The sequence below is a fragment of the Pseudoalteromonas sp. SR44-2 genome (genome assembly GCF_014163745.1).
Classification (GTDB): Bacteria; Pseudomonadota; Gammaproteobacteria; order Enterobacterales; family Alteromonadaceae; genus Pseudoalteromonas; species Pseudoalteromonas distincta.
Genome location: NZ_JACJDW010000024.1, coordinates 26,858 through 47,868, shown reverse-complemented (window position 1 = coordinate 47,868; position 21,011 = coordinate 26,858). Strand labels below are relative to the sequence as shown.

The 21,011-nt window shown below is 36.9% G+C and carries 16 protein-coding genes; 13 read left to right on the top strand and 3 right to left on the bottom strand.

From position 1 onward, the window contains the following. The first annotated feature begins 14 nt into the window (after positions 1-14). Together H5115_RS14495 and H5115_RS14490 are read left to right on the top strand one after the other, a co-directional pair. Positions 15-818 (top strand): glycosyltransferase family 2 protein, encoded by an 804-nt coding sequence (locus tag H5115_RS14495; RefSeq protein WP_182755992.1) that lies wholly within the window; start codon positions 15-17, stop codon positions 816-818. A gap of 7 nt (positions 819-825) precedes the next feature. Then, a complete protein-coding gene (locus tag H5115_RS14490; RefSeq protein ID WP_182755990.1) occupies positions 826-1,545 on the top strand; it encodes a WecB/TagA/CpsF family glycosyltransferase in 720 nt (239 codons plus the stop codon). 330 nt (positions 1,546-1,875) lie between these two features. On the opposite strand, the gene H5115_RS14485 is transcribed toward H5115_RS14490, so the two are convergent. Beyond that, positions 1,876-2,931: an acyltransferase family protein gene (locus H5115_RS14485; RefSeq protein ID WP_182755988.1), complete on the bottom strand. Its 1,056-nt coding sequence runs from the start codon at positions 2,929-2,931 to the stop codon at positions 1,876-1,878. 221 nt (positions 2,932-3,152) lie between these two features. On the opposite strand from H5115_RS14485, the gene H5115_RS14480 reads away from it, so the two are divergent. The 7 genes from H5115_RS14480 to H5115_RS14450 all read left to right on the top strand — a co-directional run bounded on the left by H5115_RS14480 (position 3,153) and on the right by H5115_RS14450 (position 11,126). Continuing rightward, on the top strand, positions 3,153-4,556 hold the full coding sequence (locus H5115_RS14480; RefSeq protein ID WP_182755986.1) for an undecaprenyl-phosphate glucose phosphotransferase: 1,404 nt from the start codon (positions 3,153-3,155) through the stop codon (positions 4,554-4,556). After that, the gene (locus tag H5115_RS14475) at positions 4,540-5,754 is read left to right on the top strand and encodes an outer membrane beta-barrel protein (protein ID WP_182755985.1); all 1,215 of its coding nucleotides are present in this window, start codon (positions 4,540-4,542) and stop codon (positions 5,752-5,754) included. Before H5115_RS14480 ends, H5115_RS14475 begins: the two co-directional genes overlap by 17 nt. Further along, positions 5,754-6,272: a polysaccharide biosynthesis/export family protein gene (locus tag H5115_RS14470; protein ID WP_182755983.1), complete on the top strand. Its 519-nt coding sequence runs from the start codon at positions 5,754-5,756 to the stop codon at positions 6,270-6,272. The genes H5115_RS14475 and H5115_RS14470 overlap by 1 nt, the downstream gene beginning before the upstream one ends. Positions 6,273-6,294: 22 nt before the next feature. Continuing rightward, positions 6,295-8,502 carry a polysaccharide biosynthesis tyrosine autokinase gene (locus tag H5115_RS14465; RefSeq protein ID WP_182755982.1) on the top strand — a complete coding sequence of 736 codons (2,208 nt, stop codon included), beginning with the start codon at positions 6,295-6,297 and terminating at the stop codon, positions 8,500-8,502. A 14-nt stretch (positions 8,503-8,516) separates the two neighbouring features. After that, on the top strand, positions 8,517-9,245 hold the full coding sequence (locus H5115_RS14460) for a tyrosine-protein phosphatase (protein WP_182755979.1): 729 nt from the start codon (positions 8,517-8,519) through the stop codon (positions 9,243-9,245). Next, entirely contained in the window at positions 9,238-9,939 is a 702-nt protein-coding gene (locus H5115_RS14455; protein WP_182755977.1) for a VpsP family polysaccharide biosynthesis protein, read from the top strand. Before H5115_RS14460 ends, H5115_RS14455 begins: the two co-directional genes overlap by 8 nt. Before the next feature lie 209 nt (positions 9,940-10,148). Further along, on the top strand, positions 10,149-11,126 hold the full coding sequence (locus H5115_RS14450; protein ID WP_182755976.1) for an acyltransferase family protein: 978 nt from the start codon (positions 10,149-10,151) through the stop codon (positions 11,124-11,126). A gap of 558 nt (positions 11,127-11,684) precedes the next feature. Here the strand turns inward: H5115_RS14450 and H5115_RS14445 are convergent. Continuing rightward, positions 11,685-13,568, bottom strand: coding sequence for an acyltransferase family protein (locus H5115_RS14445; RefSeq protein ID WP_182755974.1), 1,884 nt, complete (start codon positions 13,566-13,568; stop codon positions 11,685-11,687). 158 nt (positions 13,569-13,726) lie between these two features. Continuing rightward, positions 13,727-15,178, bottom strand: a complete 1,452-nt coding sequence (rsmF, locus tag H5115_RS14440) for a 16S rRNA (cytosine(1407)-C(5))-methyltransferase RsmF (protein WP_182755972.1) — start codon at positions 15,176-15,178, stop codon at positions 13,727-13,729. 265 nt (positions 15,179-15,443) lie between these two features. On the opposite strand from rsmF, the gene H5115_RS14435 reads away from it, so the two are divergent. The 4 genes from H5115_RS14435 (at position 15,444) to acnD (ending at position 21,001) form a co-directional block, all read left to right on the top strand. After that, positions 15,444-16,133, top strand: a complete 690-nt coding sequence (locus H5115_RS14435; RefSeq protein WP_024590401.1) for a GntR family transcriptional regulator — start codon at positions 15,444-15,446, stop codon at positions 16,131-16,133. An 82-nt stretch (positions 16,134-16,215) separates the two neighbouring features. After that, complete coding sequence (gene prpB, locus H5115_RS14430; protein WP_138488929.1) at positions 16,216-17,094, top strand: methylisocitrate lyase; 879 nt, start codon at positions 16,216-16,218, stop codon at positions 17,092-17,094. Positions 17,095-17,136: 42 nt separating this feature from the next. Continuing rightward, complete coding sequence (gene prpC / locus H5115_RS14425) at positions 17,137-18,261, top strand: 2-methylcitrate synthase (RefSeq protein WP_182755970.1); 1,125 nt, start codon at positions 17,137-17,139, stop codon at positions 18,259-18,261. Positions 18,262-18,391: 130 nt separating this feature from the next. Beyond that, positions 18,392-21,001, top strand: coding sequence for a Fe/S-dependent 2-methylisocitrate dehydratase AcnD (gene acnD, locus H5115_RS14420; protein ID WP_182755968.1), 2,610 nt, complete (start codon positions 18,392-18,394; stop codon positions 20,999-21,001). Positions 21,002-21,011 lie beyond the last annotated feature (10 nt).

Genomic DNA, 21,011 nt, shown 5'->3' with positions numbered 1-21,011 from the left:
TTTTTGGGTGCTTAATGAAAACTCTTTTGTTAACAACATGTATTTGTAGTGTGGAAAATTTTAAAGATTTACGAAGATTAATAATATCACTAAACAAGGTGGACTCAGTTTTTTTTACTCATTATATATTACTTCAAGATGTTGATAATGTAGATTTTGATGAGAGTGAATTTATGACTTTAGCTGTTAACTATAAATTAGTTATTGAAAGAAGCTCTAGTATAATTTCATTATCTAAAGCTAGAAACTTGCTGATCGGTATGGTGAAAGAGTCTTATACTTTAGAAGAATTTGATTTTATATCCTTCCCAGATGATGACTGTTGGTATCCAGATGGTTTTTGGAATAATTTTGTTAATATTGAGAAAGAGTATAGCGTTGATCTTTTTTATACTGACTTTTCTTCAACACCTGCATTGATTGATTTCCTTCCTAATCAGCACAATACATCAAATTTAATTCGTTACGCTTCATCTAATACGACTATTTATAAGTCTGAAGTATTTAGCAAGGTTGTTTTTTTTGATGAAGATTATGGAGTAGGCGCAAAGAATAACGGTGGTGAAGATCTGGATTTTGCAATTAGAGCTAGTTTGGAATCGAATAACCCTTACTTTGTTAATTCTCCTCTTATAGGACATCGCAATCCTTTACCTGAGTTTAGATATAAATATTTTAAAGGTTCATTTGGAATACTAAAAAAGCATAAGTTTAAAAATAAAAGCCTTTTTTATCATTTTGCTAGAAAATTTTTAATTGGTATTGTTTTTTTATTTAATAGAAAGATAAAATTTTCTGATTTTAAAGTTACTTCCTAGAGGTCTTATGGATCCTATCCTAAAAGTTATGACATTAGCCGATGAAAACGAATTGGATGTAATGTTAGACGAATTAAGTAAAACGAAAAAGGCCGTGTCAGTAGGTTTTTTAAATCAACATGGATATAATTTAATACTTCAAAAAAAAGAGATTGGAGACTCTTTTTTTAATTTAGATTATTTATTAAGAGATGGTAAAGGTATCGAGTTAGCTTGTAGATATAATAAAATATCTCCAAAGCTTAATTTGAACGGTACAGATTTCATCCCTTCGTTGATTGACCGATTGTTGAAATTAGAAAATAAACCAACATTTTTTGCATATGGTACGAGCAGTCCCTGGCTCGAAAAGGGGGCTCAAAGTTTGTTTAATGATAGTTTTGTCCATTGTCTCGATGGCTTTCAAGATTTACCTACTTATAAAGAGCATTACTTAAAAAATAAAACAAACGGGTTAGATGTGATCGTCCTCGCAATGGGGATGCCAAAGCAAGAGATATTAGCATCAATGCTTAAAGCAATAGCTGTCAGCAAGACAATAATAATCTGTGGCGGAGCGATATTAGACTTTCAAGCGGGAAAAGTACGACGTTGTCCAAAAATGTTTCAGCAATTAGGTCTGGAATGGTTTTACAGGCTTGTCAATGAGCCTAAAAGATTGTTCAGTCGATATGTAATTGGTATACCGCTCTTTTTTAAGAATGTTTTTATTTCAAAACTAAAATAGAACTATTCTTAATATGTATGATTGCTTTAGATTATGAATAAGTGTTTGAGATTTTTCTGCTTGTAAAGGCCAAAGGCTTACTTTCATAATTTCAATATTCAAAGATTGAGTGAGCTTATTATTTAGTATAGTTTCTATATATTATTCTTTATTAGTCGTAACTTTGATGCTTCTCTTTTACATAAAATTATAGTTAGGAAAGTTGTTATGTAAAAAGTAACAGTGGTTTAAAGTTTTATGCTAGCTTAGGCTTGTAAATCTAGTGTTGTATTTATGTTTAATAGTTTCAATGGTTAAGTTTATGATAGGTTAATCTTAGTTTTAACATATTCATTTTTTTCCTGAGAAACCATTTAATAAAAATTTCACTTTATCGATTCTCTCAACAAACCGAATATGAAAATAATAAATAGGAAAATAAGTGAGAGTTACTATTAGAGAATATTCAAACCACGCAGGGTATGGTGTTTTAGAAAATATAAATGCATATAAAACAATGATCAATGGTTGATGGAGTAAATAAATTGTATAACTAGCTCTTGATATGTTCCCCATTAATAATGACTCTCTGCTTCCAATTCTATAAAAAAAGGCTATTGCTGAAATAGTGAGCAATGTTGAAATGTACTTTGTAATTACTTTATTTCCGATGCTGTCAAGGTGAAAGTAATAGTCTCGTAAATTTAATAAAATAAGAATGCTTAAAGTGCAAAGTATTACAGTTTTGTAGTTAAGGGCCTTTATAAAAGAATTAATATTTTGATAAGCGATGCAACCCAGTAGGAAATAACAAAAAAAATAAAGTAATTTATCTATTGAAAAAAATAGAAAGTTACCTTTGTAAATGAATTTACTTATGAATAACCCTGCGCACGAAAAAATTGGCACTGCTGTTAACCCTATCATTAAAAAATTTAAATTTTTAGCCTTTTTAATTGTGTTTCTAAATAGGTAGCTAATCATGAAGTACAAAGACAGATTACCTAGGAACCAAAGGTGTCCTAACCATTCTCCATAAAGAATATATTTAAAGTTGTTTGAAAATGAAAAGTTGTAACTAAAAAAGTTCATAATAGGATTTATGAATAAGCCACAAAATAACAAGGGTATAAGAACTCTTTTTAATCTATCAGCGAGAAAGTTATTTTTATTTTTTGTTAAGGCTAAAATAAAGAAAAATCCTGAAATTAAATAAAACGCTTCCATTCTGAATAGGTGGAGGTAATTAGTTATTTTAGTTATTAATGAGGAGGTTTCTGTCGATAATACTCTCCAATCATTATCAGTAGAGTAAATAAGGCCTACATGATAGAAAATACCAAGAATCATAAATGTTGAGCGGCAAAAATCTAGACCATGGTAGCGTGTTTGTAGATTTTTTTTCATACATCTTCCTTGTATAAAATTGATTTCCTTTATAAAGTTTATCTCAAAAAAGTGTGTTTTGTTGTTTTTATTTGTTTAATTAAGTTTCCATTTGTTTGGTGGTGTTTATGTAGTTATTTTAAGGAATTAGTTGAGTTTACAGTGGTCATATATTATTATATAAATAGTTTTGTTTAAGTACGTTTTTAAAGCCTCTACTTTATAAATAAGGATTTTATAGTATGACTTCCTCAAGGACGTTTAAGTCAAATGGGTCTTCTGATGCGAGTTTTTATCGCTTGTTTGATATTTTCTCACTATTCCTAGCCTTCCAATGTTCTGCTTTATTTTATAATTTCGAGCTTACTCCCTCTTATATGATATCGTCTTTAAGTGTTGCTTTAAGTTTTTTGTATTTCGCTGAAATATTTTCTGCTTATCGCTCTTGGCGGGCTGGTAAATTTAGAACCATGGTATTGTGTGCTTGGGGAGCTTTATTTTCTGCGTTTATCGTCTTGTTTCTTATATCGTTTGCTTTTAAGTTTACTGAGTCACTCTCCCGAATTGGATTGAGCTTATGGTTTTTGTTAAGTATTACCTACTTATACGCATGGCGCTTTGTAGTGCATTTATACAAGCGCCATCGTCGTAAATTAGGTTTGAATTTGCGCAACGTCGCAATTGTTGGAGCAACAGAATCAGCGGTCAATTTGTATAATGAAATAACTAAAAATGATGAGCTTGGCTTTAATTTCTTAGGTTTTTACGACGACCGCCAACCAGAACGCCTGTTTGAGAATTCTACTAAATATGATGTAGCGGGGCGAATTCAAAATGCAGTAGATGCTGCCCGTGATGGTGAAATTAGCGTTTTATATATTGCTTTACCTATGAAGGCAGATAAACGCATTGCTGATATTTTGCGTCAACTGGGTGATACAACGGTTGATGTGCATATTATTCCAGACTTTTTAATATCTAACTTAATACATGCACGTATTGAACATGTTGGTGATGTTGATACATTAAGTGTATTTGAATCGCCATTTATAGGCGCACGTGAGTTTATAAAACGCACTGAGGATATAATAGTAGCATCTATTATTTTAATGCTTATATCTCCTATTTTAATTGCAATTGCTCTTGCTGTTAAATTTACTTCTAAAGGTCCTGTAATATTTAAACAGGATAGGTATGGATTAGATGGCCGTAAAATTAAGGTTTGGAAGTTTCGCTCAATGAGTGTTACAGAAAACAGTGCAGTGGTTACACAAGCTACAAAGAATGATACGCGTATTACACCGCTGGGTGGTTTTTTACGCCGTACTAGCCTTGATGAGTTACCACAATTTGTAAATGTTTTAAAAGGTGATATGTCTATTGTAGGTCCACGCCCGCATGCGGTTGCCCATAATGAGGAATACCGTAAAAAGGTAGAATTTTACATGTTACGCCATAAAGCTAAGCCAGGAATTACAGGTTGGGCGCAAATTAACGGCTGGCGCGGTGAAACCGACACGCTTGATAAAATGGAAAAACGTGTAGAATTTGATTTACATTATATTAAACACTGGTCGTTATGGTTTGATATAAAAATTATTTTTATGACAATTTTTAAAGGATTTAAGAATGCAAATGCATACTAAAACACTAGCCCCTATTTTTGCTATGTTAAGTGTTGGGTTTGCAGCTCCCGTAGCTGCAAATTTAAAGCCTGGTAGCCTTATAACTAAAGATGGGGCAGAAATTACGCCTACCTTACAAACAGGCATTAGTAGTAATAATAACTTTTTCAGTACACCCGATAACGAAGAGTCGCGTTTGATCTGGACTATTGCTCCTAATATAAAGGCAGCGATTGAAGATGGCACAGATAGTTACAAGCTTGATTTAGGTACGAGCAGCTCTTTACATAATAAAGATACTGCCGATAATTTTACCCAAGTTAATATTGGTGCCGGTGTACATAAGGAGTTTACCAGTCAACATCGTTTAGATATTAACGGTGATGCCGATTGGCTTTACGAGCCACGTGGTAGTGGCTTAACCGAGGGCTTAGGTGATGCAGTAAATGAGCTTGTAAAGTATCAGCAACAAAATGTTTTAGTGCGCTACGAATACGGTGCACAAAGCTCAAAAGCTCAAGTTGCTTTAAAAGCTGGCTTTTTTAGTAAGAAATACCAAAACTTTAGAGAAGTATCGCAATATCGTGATTATGACAAATCGTTAATTGGTGTAACTGGTTACTATAATACCCAAGCATCTACACGTACATTTTTAGAAGTTAAGCAAGAAAATTACCGTTATGATTTTTTACAAGCTAATGGTATTTCACGCGATAGTGATGATGTGAAAATACTACTTGGTATGGAGTGGGAAGCAACTGCACTTACTTCAGGCTCATTTAAACTAGGTTACCAAAATAAAGACTTTGACTCGAGTGAGCGTGAAAACTTTAGCGGTTTAAGTTGGGAGGCGGGTGTAAGCTGGCAACCACTTAGTTATTCTACCGTGCAATTTACAACAAGCCGCGCAGCTAAAGATCCGTTAGTGCAAGGCGATTACATAAAAGAAAGCACATATGGAGTTAATTGGAAACATAGCTGGAGCGATTATTTAAGCTCACTTGCTGGTATTAATTACACTAACGAACAATATACGGGTGATATTGGCCGTAAAGATAAATCAAAAAGTGCTCGTTTAGGTCTGAATTACGTTGCAAGTAATTTCGGGATGGTATCTACTTATGTTGACTTTATTGATAAAGATTCTACTCAAAGTGCAATAGAGTTTGACCGTGTGATAGTGGGTGTTAATTTCACCTTTGCTCTAAAGGCTAACTAATGAAGTTTATTTTTAGTTTAACGCTGCTAGTTTTAAGCAGCGTTTGTTTTGCACAAACAGCACAAAGTTATATTTTAGGTGCTGGCGATAAGGTTGAAATAAAAGTATTTGGTCAACCCGATTTAGAAGTTACTGCACTTTTAGGTAATAGTGGTGAGGTAAATTACCCATTTTTAGGTAAAGTAAAACTTGCTGGCTTAAATACCTCTGAGGTTGAGCAAGTTATTACAGAAGGTTTAAAACCTGATTATTTAATAAACCCCAATGTATACGTTCAAGTTGTTGAATATAGACCTTTTTATATTCATGGTGAAGTTAAAGAACCTGGTGCCTACCCTTATCAACCTGCTATGACGGTAAACCAAGCTATAGCACTTGCAGGTGGTTTAACTGAGCGTGCCTCGATTGATAAAATATACATATTTAAAGAGCAAACCAAACAGCAGCAACTAAAAGGTAGTCTAAATAGCCAAATTGCAGCGGGCGATACCATAAAAATAGAACAACGCTTGTTTTAAGCAGTTTACAAGGCAGTTATTAATGAACCAAAAAAATCAAAATTTAAACTATAATGAAGAAGTAATCGAGTTAAATTCTTACATTAATGTAATTAAATTTGCCAAATGGCGCATTTTGGGTTTTGCCATTGTTGCTACTTTATTAGCTATCATGGTTTCACTCACGTTAGTTCCTAAATATATAGCAACGGCCACATTACTTATAGAAGCAGAACAGGCAAAAGCAGTCAGCTTCCAAGAAGTATACGGCCTAGATTCTAATCAAAAAGAATACTATCTTACGCAGTTTGAGGTGATTAAGTCCGATAGTATTGCCCGAGAGGTGATTAATAAGCTTAATTTGAAATCGCATACAGACTTCATCGCTAAGCCATCTGCTTTAAGTGAGCTTAAAAGAGTAATAAAAGAGCTTTTCCCCTTTTTGAATAAAAAAGACTCTGAGATTTTATCAGAAAGTGATAAGGCTGAATTTGAAATGCTTCGCCTTCTTTCGACCTTTAAGGCTAACTTATCAATTACCCCAATTCGCAAAACCCAACTGGTAAAGGTTAGTTTTGAATCAAGCGATCCTAAACTAGCTGCACTTGTGGCTAATACAGTAGGTGAAGTTTATATAGAAAGCCAGATGCGTGCAAAAATGGGCATTACCCAACAAGCTTCTAGTTGGTTAAATACACGTTTATCGCAACTGCGAATTCAGCTTGATGACTCAGAAGTACGCTTACAAGCTTATCGAGAGAAACAAAAATTAGTTGATATTGAAGGTATAGCGGGGCTCGCTACACAAGAGCTTGAGCAAATTTCTCAGCAATTAATTGTAGCACGTAACGAAAAAAACAACCTCGAGAGTATCAACCGAGTTATTACTGAATACGGTAATAATAACTTAGAACTTTTGGGTAGTATGCCTGAGATTACTTCGCATAAAGTAATACAAGACGTGAAACGTGAGGTTATTTTAGTTGAGCGTAAATTAAGTGATTTAGGCGAAGTATATGGGCCTAGACACCCGAAAATTATCTCAGCTAAAGCTGAGCTTGCTACTGTAAAAAATAATTTAAATAAGCAAATTAAGGGTCTTATTACTGGCATTGAAAAAGAGCTAAACCGTATAACTCGTACTGTTGGTGCACTTGAACGTGACTTAGTTAAAATACGTGCTGAATATCAAGATATTACCCGTAAAGAAACCCAATATAACCAACTACAACGCGAAGTTGAGACTAATCGAAATATATTTAATACGTTTTTATCTCGCTCAAAAGAAACCGAAGTAACAAGCGATTTTAGCTCTGCAGCTGCACGTTTTACCGACCGTGCCTATGCCCCAAACAAACCAGCAAAACCAAATAAAAAGCTTATTATTATTTTAGCTTTTATCGCTAGCTTTGGTTTTGCAGTAATTATGAGCTTTATATTTGACGCACTTAACGACACGGTTAAAACAAAAAATGATGTTGAAAATAAGCTTGCTCAACGTATGATTGGCTTATTACCGCATGTTAAAATACCTAAAAATAGTGTTTTTCCGATTCACGCCTATCTTAATGATAATTACAGGCGTTTTGCAGAGTCGGTACGTACGTTCAGAACTAGCTTGTTATTAACACAGTTAGAGCGCGACCATAAAGTAATTGCAGTTACATCAAGCTCACCGGGTGAAGGTAAAACCACAACCTCAGCTAATTTAGCTATGTCGCTTGCACAAATGGGAAAAGTATTATTAATTGATGCTGACCTACGCAAGCCAAGTATTGCAAAGCGCTTTGATATTCCGGTATTTCACCCAGGGTTAAGTAATTTAATTGTAGGCACGGAGCAATTAAGTGAGTGTGTACATCTTGATGTGCAGTCAGGCGTAGCAATAATGCCAAGTGGCCAAATACCTAGTAACCCATTAGAGCTTTTATCTAATGCGCGCTTTAGTGAAGTAATTGATGGCTTGAAAGCTGAATATAACCATATAATTATAGATACACCACCAACACAAGCTGTGAGTGATGCGTTAGTTGTTGCGCAAAGTACAGACTCGGTAATTTATGTTGTTAAGTCAGATATTACGCGAATTAAACATATTAAGGCGGGTATTGAGCGCTTGTTTGAATCTAAAGCTCATGTTGCAGGTATTGTGCTTAACCAAGTAGATATGAGTAAAAGTAAAGACGAGCATAGCCATGGTTATTACGATTATTACGATTACTCGCAAAAACCTGAACAACCTAATGCATAGTTAAATGCAAATCTATGATTGATATTCATTCCCATATTTTGCCAGACATTGATGATGGTGCTAAAGATTTAAATGAATCTTTAGCACTATTGAATATTGCACAAAATGATGGAATAACCCATATGGTTGCCACGCCACATATACATATTGGGCGATTTAATAACTCAGCCTCGCAATTGTATAGCGAGCTCGCTAATTTAAAAGCACAGGCATTAGTAAATAATATTGCTATTAAACTAGCTGTGGCTGCTGAAGTTAGGCTTGATGTAGAGCTAATGAGTTTAGTGCTTAGTAATAAACTCCCGTTTATTGGTATGCTTAATTCAGTAAATTATTTACTATTGGAGCTACCACACTCTCATGTACCCCAAGGCTACGATAAGTTTATAAATTGGCTAGCTAAACAAAATATAAAAGTAATTATTCCTCACCCTGAGCGTAATCGTGATATTCAAGCTAATCCTTTTTATATTGAGCGTTTAAAACAATTAGGGTGTGAGTTTCAATTAACGGCTTCAAGCATTGAAGGTGCATGGGGCGAAACTGCAAAAAGTATTAGTATAGATATGCTCAAAAACGGTTTAATAACCTATGTTGCATCTGATGCCCATTCAGTTAAGCGCAGGCCGCCTATTTTGAGTAAAGCTAAGCAAATAGTGAGCGAGTTGATAGGTAAAAATGATGCACATAATTTGTTTTTTACCAACCCTAAGCGTCTAACAGAGTCGTTGTTTAATGAGTAATTTAAATACAAACCGCCTCACACAAATTGCCATACTTGCAGTTGCTACATTAGTTATAGGTTATCAAAGCTTACAAAGTATGCGTGCAAATACATGGTATTTTAATGCACTTAATATTTTAAAGCAGCCTGAAAGTACAATTACTCTCAAAGAGCTAGAGCTTGCAGATAGGGCAATTACATATGCAACAAGTCAAGACCCTTCACAGTCTCATTACTGGCAGTTAAGTGCTTATGTAAAAATGCTCAATTTAGCTGTAACTAGCGAGCAAAATAACAATAAGCTTTTGGTTTACCAACAAGCAGAAAAAGAGCTGTTAAAATCATTAGAGTTAAGGCAAACATGGTCAGAAACGTGGATTGCACTGGCACAAGTAGTTAGTTATCAAGAAGGGCCGACAGAGCGCGTATATGAGTATATTCAGCAGGCTAAAAAATTCGGGCCGTACAAGCTTGATGTGCAGCTTGGTATTATTCAAATAGCGTTAATGAACTGGCAGCAACTCCCTCCAAAGTATAAAGCATTGTATGTTGCTGAACTAAATTTAGCCGTTAAATATGGTTATAAATTCTATCAAGTTTTTGATGTTGCTAAGCAAGTTGATGCTTTGCCAATTCTTTGTTTATCTTTACAATTTGGTAAGGCGTTTGAAAACGTAAGACTTAGTACTGTTTATAGAAGAAACTGCGAATAAAAATGCCCAAAGGCTGATAAAACCTCTGGGCTATAAAGTGACTCTAAAATGAGCCTAGCGTTAACTAAAAAACTTTCTGAATCTTATAGGGAGAAGAAGAAAGTACTCTAAGTATAGATCAAAAATAAAATTGAGCATTATGTTTGGATTTTTCTACCTAAATTTCTATGGTTTTAATTATCAAAAGTAGTTTAAAGGGATTCGCTACAATGTACGAACGTTTGAAAATAGATACCTTAAGAGGTCTAGCATGTGTACTTTTAATTGCATACCATGTTATAGGGTTTAACGCCGAAACTGGACTTAAACTATCAGAAGGGACTTTAAGGAATATTAATGACACTTTGGTATTTATTAGAATGCCTTTATTTACATTTCTATCAGGTTTAGTTTATGCTTTTTGGCCTTTTAGCTCTGGTGGTACAAGTTTTATATATAAAAAAGTAAGACGTTTGTTATTTCCGATGTTATCGGTAGGCACTATTTTTGCTCTATTACAGGCGTTCACACCAGGGGCTAATAGTAATGAAATTGATTGGTTGACCTTGCACATTAAGCCAGTAGCACATTATTGGTTTATTGAGTCTTTATTTATAGTTTTTATTTTTGTTCTAATATGCGAAAAATTGAAGATTTTTGATAGGTTTGATAAATTTATATGTGTGTTTATTTTTTCTATAGTGCTTTATATATCACCGGTGAATTCTGATTACTTTTCTTTTTCTGGTTTTATCTATTTATTGCCATATTTCCTGTTTGGTATGTCACTCGTACGATTTGATTTTTCCGTTAATATTTCTGATGTTTGGAGGTTAGGTCTTTTATTGATTCTAATTTTTATAATTACTCTAATATTTAAAGGAATAGTCCCTTATTTTGAGCAGCGTTCACTTTCTAGCTTAATACTGGGCTGTTTGGGTTGTTTAATATTGCTAGTAGTTGGCATTAGATTTAAGCCTCTGGCTTGGATAGGTTCATATTCCTATTCAATATATCTTTTCCACGTTTTTTTTACAGCTGGAACTAGAATTATTTTACATAAATTGAATGTATATGATGTAGAAATAATATTTTCTGTAGCATTGGCTACTGGTCTACTACTGCCAATTTTGACAGAAAAAATCTTAGAAAAGAATTATTTTACTAACTTAGTCTTCTTAGGTAAGGGAATAAAAAGAGACCTGTAGATCATAGTTAGCTACAGGTACGACTTTAACCCCAACTCATTAATTGCGTATTTTGAACTAAATCTCGTGGTAATTAATTTTTCGATTTTCTTAATTCTAGAATGAAAAACTAGCTTTATATCGGCCCCTTTTGGTAAGTAGCGTCTTATGTGTCCTTTTAATTGTTCAACATCTCCTTTTTACCAACTCCGGTAGGGATGGCAAAAATATGATTTGCACCTGAGTATTCTATTTATGAGTAAATGTTCCACATTTCGTTTCCATTTCCATAAGTTATAGGTTGTATGAATCTAGAAGAGAAAGCTGGTAGCTTAGTGTCTCGTAGCGTTAGTTTTTTGATGGGAGCTTTGATACTTTAACTAGCTGAAGTGCTCGCCAACAATGCATTTAAACCAACACTACGGTACTACGGTGCTTAGACTCTATGCCGACTTAGGATGATGTTTTAAACAATATAATATGAGTCTCAGCATATGTGACTATCAGCATATCTATTATTGACGCAACTATTCTTAGTGTGAAATTTTTATACTAGTGATAGCTAAAAAGTAAGTTTGTTTATTTAATGAGCTTAACTAGTTCGATAGCACCTAAAACTGAGGGATGATTATCATCAAAGTATAGTGGTATTCCATTCCTCACCGCGAAACATTTTTCGTTATTACAAAAAGCATCTGCGGGATTTAATAAGTGTACGTTATTAGGGAATTCAGCTGAATTAAAGTGATTGATGATATATTTATTTCTTTTATTGTACCAATTGATATCAGTGCTAGCTATATCATTAAGGCTTGCGTTGCTCTTTGTGGCATTATTAATTAACTTAAAAATATTTTTATTCAGCTCAGGGATCGGTAAGAATATATAAATATTATCTTTACTTTCAGCAAGCTTTAAAATTAGTTCATCCATATGTTTTGTTAAACGGATAGTTTCATTCGTTACTATGGGCTCATCTATTACAGGGTAATGTTCAGCTGTTCCACCGAAAAGCATATTTGTAAATCTATGGTTGAAAATTACATTCTTAATTTTTTTGCTTTCAATAATATAACTTACTGATTGATTGTACCATTTAGCGCATACACTAAAGCTTTCAGTTTCTTTATACGATGGTTTGCAGCCAGAAAAACTAAAATGCTTTAAACCAATATTTCTTTCTTTTAATCTTAAGGCCATTGCATATGCAATTTCTGTTGAGTGGCTATCTCCAAAAGTTGCCCAAGTAATTTTAGAGCCAAAATACTCGCAAGATTTTTCAGGAGCCCTATATTCACTTATATGGCACATACTTCTGTAAGGGCTTGGCGTAGAAGAGTTAATTAAATTTTGATATTCAATTGGAGAAAGTTTAATGAATCCATTCGTACTATAAACGATTAGCCCTAACGAAACTGTTGAAATTGCGATAATAATTGGTTTAGATCTTAGGTAAGATATTGGTGTATTAAAATCATTAAGAAACTTTATTTTTTCAATATATTTATTACTCAAGTAACCTAAAAAGATAGATGAAATAATACCTATATACATGAAGTTTTTACTTAATGAAAAGTAAGCGATAGCTACTACTAATGGCCAATGCCAAAGGTATATTGAATAAGACCAAGTTCCTATCTTTTGAAAAATTAAGTTTCCAGTGATAAAGCTATTTTTTGAATTCGCTTGTATTATTAGAAAAGCTCCTATCACTGGGAACATTGCCAGATAGCCCGGCCACGGTGTTTCCTTTGTAACAAAGAAATATGAGCCTAAAATGAATAAAACACCAATGATTTCTAAAACTTTATTTTGTTTGTCCCCAAACCTACTAGGATATAGATAAGCCACTCCACCAATCATCATTTCCCAAGCCCGAGATGGAAATAAATAATATGATGCATTAGGCCATTTGTAAGTAACTAATACACAGAAAACAAAGCCTACTACAGTGCCTAATAAAAGCATCTTTTTGGTCATTTTGAGTGATAATACTTTGCTTGAAAGTATTAAAAGAATTGGGTAAATAATATAAAACTGCCATTCAACAGAGAGAGACCAAGTATGAAGAAGCCATTTTTCATGTGATGAGGAGTCAAAATAGCCCGATTCTAACCAGTAAATGATATTAGATATGAACCCTACGCTGCTAACTGCATGTTTGCCTAGAGCTTTGTACTCAGTAGGGGATAAGAAGAACCAACCAAAAATTAATAATATAATACACAGAAGAGCAAGCGCAGGAATAATTCTATTTGCGCGTGCCACGTAGAACCTTAAAATAGAAAAGTTTTCTTGTTCTAATCCTTCAAATATTATCCCTGTCATTAAAAAACCAGAGATAACAAAAAATACATCTACACCTGCAAATCCACCAGGCATCCAAGATGAGTTAAAATGAAATAAAACAACAGCAATAACTGCTATGGCCCTTAAGCCATTAATATCTTCCCTGAACTGCAAACTATTACTCCTTAATTGATATAGATTCTTTGTAAATGAGGCTTAGTAATAACGCTAGTAAATTAATCATCATTAATTTTATGTATTAGCCCAGCTATGTACAAAGTTCATTTAAATGCTTTACTATTATATGGTCAATATATTGTAAAGTATATCGATTAACCCCAGCTTATTAACTGCGTATTCTGCACTAGATCTCGTGGCAGTGAGTTTTTAATCTTATTTTTTTGCCATTTACCCAGCCCAATAGGGCAGCCACACAGTGTTAATACTACTTCACCTATTGTCTGAGTGGCTTCAGCTAAGCGTATATCTTTACCTTGAAAATAATCATTTGCTTGCTCGTTATTTAACGCGTAAATATTAGTTTTACACTCATTTCCAAATACGGTTGCAAATTCGTGCGTTAGCCGTACGCCATTTTTATGAATAATGCCAATTTGAATACCTAAACGTGCGTACTTAATTTTGTTTTGCACGGCTTCAAACCCTTCAGGAAATAACCACAGTTCTTTGTCGCGTTGCATTAAGCTGCCAGGCAGGTTAGTTAACCCAAAATGCTTTTTAAGTGATTGCATAAACGCGGCACTTTGCTTTTTATCAAACTCGTTAAATGGGAATGCACCTTTCTTAACTGTTTGATTTGGGTTATTGCAACTTGCGTGTTTTTTAAATTGAGCAATAAAAAAGCCTTCGCTGTCGAATGTTTGCGGCCATACATGCAAATAACCTTCACTTGTGGTTGCTTTGCTCGCACCTTCAAATAAATCACTGAGTGACTCAGGCGCTATATAGTCGCTAAATTCACTGAGTAAATAATCGCACACTTGTTGGTTTTCGAGTGGGGTGAGTGTGCAGGTTGAATACACTAATGTGCCACCTGGTTTTAGTGCATAAAAAGCGCTTTTAATTAAGTCCTTTTGGACTTGGGCAATTTGTATGTTTGATTCTATGGACCAATTTTTTAGTGCGTCGGCGTCTTTACGTACCGTGCCTTCGCCAGAGCAGGGCGCGTCTAACAATATGCTATCAAAGCATTCAAACATATAGTTGCCAAATATAACGCCATCAAAATGCGAGAGCGCACAGTTACCAACCCCCATACGTTTGAGCGTTGCGCTAAGCACTTTTAAACGAGACGACGATAGCTCGTTTGCAACAAGTACGCCTTGGTTACCCATAAGCGCTGCCAGTTGCGATGTTTTAGAGCCTGGTGCTGATGCCATATCAAGCACGGTGTTACTTTGCGAGTTAGCGAGTTCAATACTTTGCTTTAATGCCATAGGGGGCAGCATTGAACTTGCTTCTTGTACGTACATAGCCCCGCTTAGATGTAAGTCGGTATTACCAAGGGCTAGGTTTTGCTCTTCATCGCTTGGGCGCTCTAACCAAAAGCCTTCACTGCACCAAGGGATGGGGGTTAGCAGCCAATTTTTTTCATTGGCACGTTTTACAAATTCTTCGATGCTAATTTTTAATGTATTAACGCGGATAGATTTTCTGAGCGGCCTGCGACACGCATTTAAAAAGTCATCTAAGTTTAGATGCGCTGGTAAATAGGTTTTTACGTCATCAATAAAGTGCTCAGGAATAAAAGTGTTGGCGTTCACGCGTTAGCTCATACTATAAAAATAAAGCGCGATAATAGCATTTATATTAGGTATTTTCAGCGCTTAAAGACGTAACATCTGTTTTATTGTCCTGTCGACACTTCATTGTTTTAGTCCATTTTAAAACCATTTCTATGCGACTTTAGGTTAATAGTGTCGACAATGAGCGTGTTTTTTAGCCATTTTGATAGGTTTAAGGGTTGACATGATTTTTTAATAAGCCCATAGTAACCACATTAATTGTCGACAATCTAAAAAATAACTTATGACACACACATTTTTAAACGAAGCGCCTATAACTACCGCATCAGATCAAGTATTTGTAGATATGCGCCGTGAGATTGTTGAAGGCAGTATAGTTCAAGGCAGTAAAATATCAGAGCCTGAGCTTGCCAAACGTTATGGTGTAAGCCGTGCAACGCTTAGAGAGGCGTTAAATCGCCTAGAAAGTTGCTACCTTGTTGAGCGTAAAGCCAACGTAGGTTGCCGAGTAGTTGCCCTTACTGCTGAGCGTTTGATTGAAGTTTATCAAGTTCGCAGTTCACTTGAAGGTTTAGCATGTAGGCTTGCTGCCGACAATATGGAACCCGAAGAAGTAAAAGGCTTAAAGCAATTACTTAATCAGCACCTACAAACACAACGTGTTAAAGAGGGCGAATCTTACTATCAAGAAGCCGGCGATTTAGATTTTCATTACCGTATTATTCAAGGCAGTAAAAACGCGCATTTAATTCATCTACTGTGTAATGAGCTTTATCAATTAATACGCATGTACCGTGTTCAAATGGGCATGGTAGGGCCGCGTGTATCAAAAGCATTTGATGAGCATTTAGCGATTATTAACGCCATTGAAAACCACGACGGTGAACTGGCCGAAATGCTCATGAAGCGGCACATCAGTGCATCGCAAGCAAATATTCAAACCAAATTTGATTTATTAACGGCTAAAAGTTAAGTAGAGCAGTTAAACAGTCACAATTACAGATTAAAACTATAAGTTACTCCACGTAGCAACCGTTCAAAGTGAGGAAAAAGTAATGTCAGCAGGATTAAAATTTAAACACGCTATTGCCAATAACCGCCCGTTACAAGTGGTAGGTACTATTAACGCCTACACAGCGATGATGGCTGAAAAAATGGGTCACCAAGCTATTTACCTCTCAGGTGCCGGTGTTGCAAACGCCTCGTTCGGTATGCCTGATTTGGGTATGACGAGCCTTGATAACGTGCTTGAAGATATTCGCCGTATTACCGGTGCTAGCGATTTACCACTACTTGTTGATGCCGATACCGGTTGGGGTGGGGCGTTTAACATTGCACGCACAGTAAAAGAAATGACTAAAGCGGGTGCGGCGGGTTTTCATATTGAAGACCAAGTAGCGCAAAAGCGTTGCGGGCATCGTCCTAATAAAGAAATTGTAAGCCAAGGTGAAATGGTTGACCGCATTAAAGCGGCGGTTGATGCAAAAACCGATAGCGATTTTTATATTATGGCTCGTACCGATGCATTTCAAAAAGAAGGTTTAAACGCTGCGATAGACCGTGCAGCTGCCTGTGTTGAAGCCGGTGCTGACGCTATTTTTGCAGAAGCCGTACACGACCTTGCTGATTACCAAGCATTTGCAAAAGCGATCAACGTTCCAATTTTGGCAAACATTACTGAGTTTGGCCAAACACCTATTTACACAAAAGAGCAGTTAAGCGATGTAGGTGTTGAAATGGTGCTTTACCCACTAAGTGCATTTAGAGCCATGAACAAAGCAGCATTAAACGTGTATTCAGCAATTTTAAATGAAGGCTCGCAACAAAGCCAAATTGAAAATATGCAAACGCGCTCTGAGCTTTACGACTTTTTAGATTACCACACGTACGAGAACACACTCGATAACCTTTTTTCATCAAAATCTGACAAATAAAAATTATTAAAATCACACACAAATTTAAGATAGGAGAAGATCATGGTAGATAAAGCATTAGGCGGCGCGGGTTTACGCGGACAAGTGGCTGGTCAAACAGCATTGTGTACTGTTGGACAAAGTGGTTCTGGCTTAACGTATTGTGGTTACGATATTAGCGAACTTGCCGAAAAAGCGCAGTTTGAAGAAGTGTCTTTTTTACTATCACGTGGTGAGTTACCAACCACAAGCGAATTGGCAGAATATAAAGCAAAACTAAAAAGTTTACGCGGCTTACCTGATGCGCTTAAAACCGTGCTTGAAAATATTCCTAAAGACGCACACCCAATGGATGTAATGCGCACGGGTTGCTCAATGTTGGGTAACCTTGAAATGGAGCTTGATTTTAGCCAAGCTAATGATGCAATCGACCGTATGGTTGCTGTGTTCCCAAGTATTATTTGTTACTGGTACCGCTTTACACACGATGGCGTACGCATTGAAACACAAACTGATGACGACTCAGTTGGCGCACATTTTTTAAATTTATTACACGACAAAGCACCTAGTGAATTGTTTGCACAGGTAATGAATGTATCACTAATTTTATACGCAGAGCACGAGTTTAACGCCTCTACTTTTACAGGGCGTGTGTGTGCATCAACGCTTTCTGATATTCACTCTTGTGTAACAGGTGCGATTGGTACGCTGCGTGGTCCATTACATGGTGGTGCTAACGAAGCGGCAATGGATATGATTCAAGGTTTTACAAGCGCTGAACACGCTGAGCAAGAAGTAATGGGCATGCTTGAACGTAAAGACAAAATTATGGGCTTTGGTCACGCGATTTATCGCGAGTCTGATCCGCGTAATGTAATTATTAAAAAATGGTCTGAAAAACTAGCTAGTGAAGTAGGCGACACGGTGCTTTATCCTGTGTCTGTTCGTTGTGAAGAGATTATGTGGCGCGAGAAAAAGCTGTTTTGTAATGCCGATTTTTTTCATGCATCTGCTTATCACTTTATGGATATTCCGACTAAGTTATTTACGCCAATATTTGTAATGAGCCGTGTTACGGGCTGGACAGCACATGTAAAAGAGCAGCGCGCTAACAACCGTATTATTCGCCCAAGTGCCGATTACACAGGGCCTGACGCACGCAGTTACACACCAATAGAGTCACGTTAAAAAAATGGGTGAGCACGCATGTGCTCACTTTTTTATTGCACATAGCCATTAGCGAGTAGTTTTTCTCAAACTTTTTATTAAACACGCTAGCTGTGAGCAAACACCGTCACCAAATTAGCGAACCCTTACCATGACCATAATTAATAACACCCAATACCGTAAACCTTTACCTGGCTCAAACGTCGACTATTACGATACGCAAGAAGCCGTAGATGCAATTAAGCCAGGTGCATACGCCACGCTACCTTATACATCGCGTGTATTTGCCGAAAACCTAGTACGCCGATGCGACCCTGCCATGTTAACCGATGCACTTAACCAGTTAATTGAACGCAAGCAAGATTTAGATTTTCCGTGGTATCCGGCGCGCGTAGTGTGCCACGATATTTTAGGCCAAACAGCGCTTGTTGATTTAGCAGGTTTGCGTGATGCAATTGCAGCCAAAGGCGGCGATCCGGCTAAAGTGAATCCGGTAGTACCTACGCAGTTAATAGTGGATCATTCACTAGCGGTAGAGCATGCCGGTTTTGATCCTGACGCATTTGAAAAAAACCGCGCCATCGAAGACAGACGAAATGATGACCGTTTCCACTTTATAAACTGGACTAAAACTGCCTTTAAAAATATTGATGTTATTCCACCGGGTAACGGCATTATGCATCAAATTAATCTTGAAAAAATGTCGCCGGTTATTCAAAACCGAAATGGCATTGCATTCCCAGATACCTTAGTTGGTACCGACAGCCACACGCCTCATGTTGATGCGCTGGGTGTTATTGCTGTGGGTGTAGGCGGGCTTGAAGCTGAAAGCGTTATGCTTGGCCGTGCTTCTTATATTCGCTTGCCTGATATTGTTGGTGTTGAGCTAACAGGCAAGCGCCAACCAGGTATTACCGCAACCGATATTGTACTAGCCATTACTGAATTTTTACGTGAGCAACGTGTTGTATCTACTTATTTAGAGTTTTACGGTGAAGGTGCAGACGCGCTTACACTTGGCGACAGAGCGACCATTTCAAACATGACACCTGAATTTGGCGCAACTGCAGCCATGTTTTATATCGACGATAAAACAATAGATTATTTGCGTTTAACAGGTCGCGAAGAAGAACAAATTGCCCTTGTAGAAAACTACGCAAAAACAGCAGGCCTTTGGAGCGATAGCTTAAAAGCCGCAAAATACGAACGTGTACTTAAGTTTGATTTATCAAGCGTGGGGCGCAATATTGCGGGTCCATCTAATCCACACCGCCGTGTATCGACAAGCGATTTAGCTAAAGAAGGTATTTCGGGCGTTGTTGAAAATGAAGAAGGCTTAATGCCAGACGGCGCATGTATTATTGCCGCTATTACTAGCTGTACTAATACTAGTAATCCACGCAATGTAATTGCCGCTGCACTCCTTGCCCGTAACGCTAATGCTAAGGGTTTAATGCGCAAACCTTGGGTTAAAACCTCATTAGCACCAGGCTCAAAAGCGGTGCAATCATACCTTGAAGATGCAAACCTTCTAACAGAGCTTGAGCAACTTGGCTTTGGCATTGTTGGTTTTGCGTGTACAACGTGTAACGGTATGAGCGGGGCGCTTGACCCTGTGATTCAAAAAGAAGTAATTGAACGTGATTTATACGCAACGGCTGTACTTTCAGGTAATCGTAACTTTGATGGACGCATTCATCCTTATGCTAAGCAAGCATTTTTAGCGTCACCTCCTTTAGTTGTTGCGTACGCTATTGCAGGTACTATTCGCTTTGATATTGAAAAAGGGATACTTGGGCAAGATCAACAAGGCAACGATATTACGCTTAAAGATTTATGGCCATCTGACGAAGAGATTGATGCGGTTATTAAGCAAAGTGTTAAGCCTGAGCAATTTAGAAAAGTATACGAGCCGATGTTTAATTTAACCGTAGATTACGGTGAAGATAACGACCCACTTTACGACTGGCGCCCAGAAAGCACCTACATTCGTCGCCCTCCTTATTGGGAGGGTGCACTTGCGGGTGAGCGCACTATGACCGGTATGCGCGCGCTTGCAGTACTTGGCGATAACATTACAACGGATCATTTATCGCCATCAAACGCAATTATGGCAAGTAGTGCTGCTGGCGAATACCTGACCAAAATGAATGTGCCAGAGGAAGACTACAATTCGTACGCAACGCACCGGGGCGATCATTTAACAGCGCAGCGTGCAACCTTTGCAAACCCAAAGCTGCTAAACGAAATGGTGCTTGACGAAAACGGCGACGTTAAGCAAGGTTCGTATGCACGCTTAGAGCCACAAGGCACTAACACACGTATGTGGGAAGCAATCGAAGCCTATATGGAGCGTAAACAACCGCTTATTATTGTAGCCGGTGCCGATTACGGTCAAGGTTCGTCGCGCGATTGGGCTGCAAAAGGCGTAAGACTTGCAGGCGTTGAAGTAATCGCAGCAGAGGGCTTTGAGCGTATTCACCGTACTAACTTGATTGGTATGGGGGTTTTACCGCTTGAGTTTAAAGCAGGCACAACGCGTAAAACTCTAAAGCTGGATGGCAGTGAAACGTACAATGTAACGGGTGATTTAAAACCAGGCGCCACCGTTAATTTAAGCATTACCCGTAAAGACGGTGAAGTGCTTACTGTGCCTATGAAGTGCCGTATAGATACCCAAGAAGAGCTTTCTATTTACGCAGCTGGTGGTGTGTTACAACGCTTTGCTCAAGACTTTTTAGAAGCAACGAAATCTGCATAAGGGCAAGCAT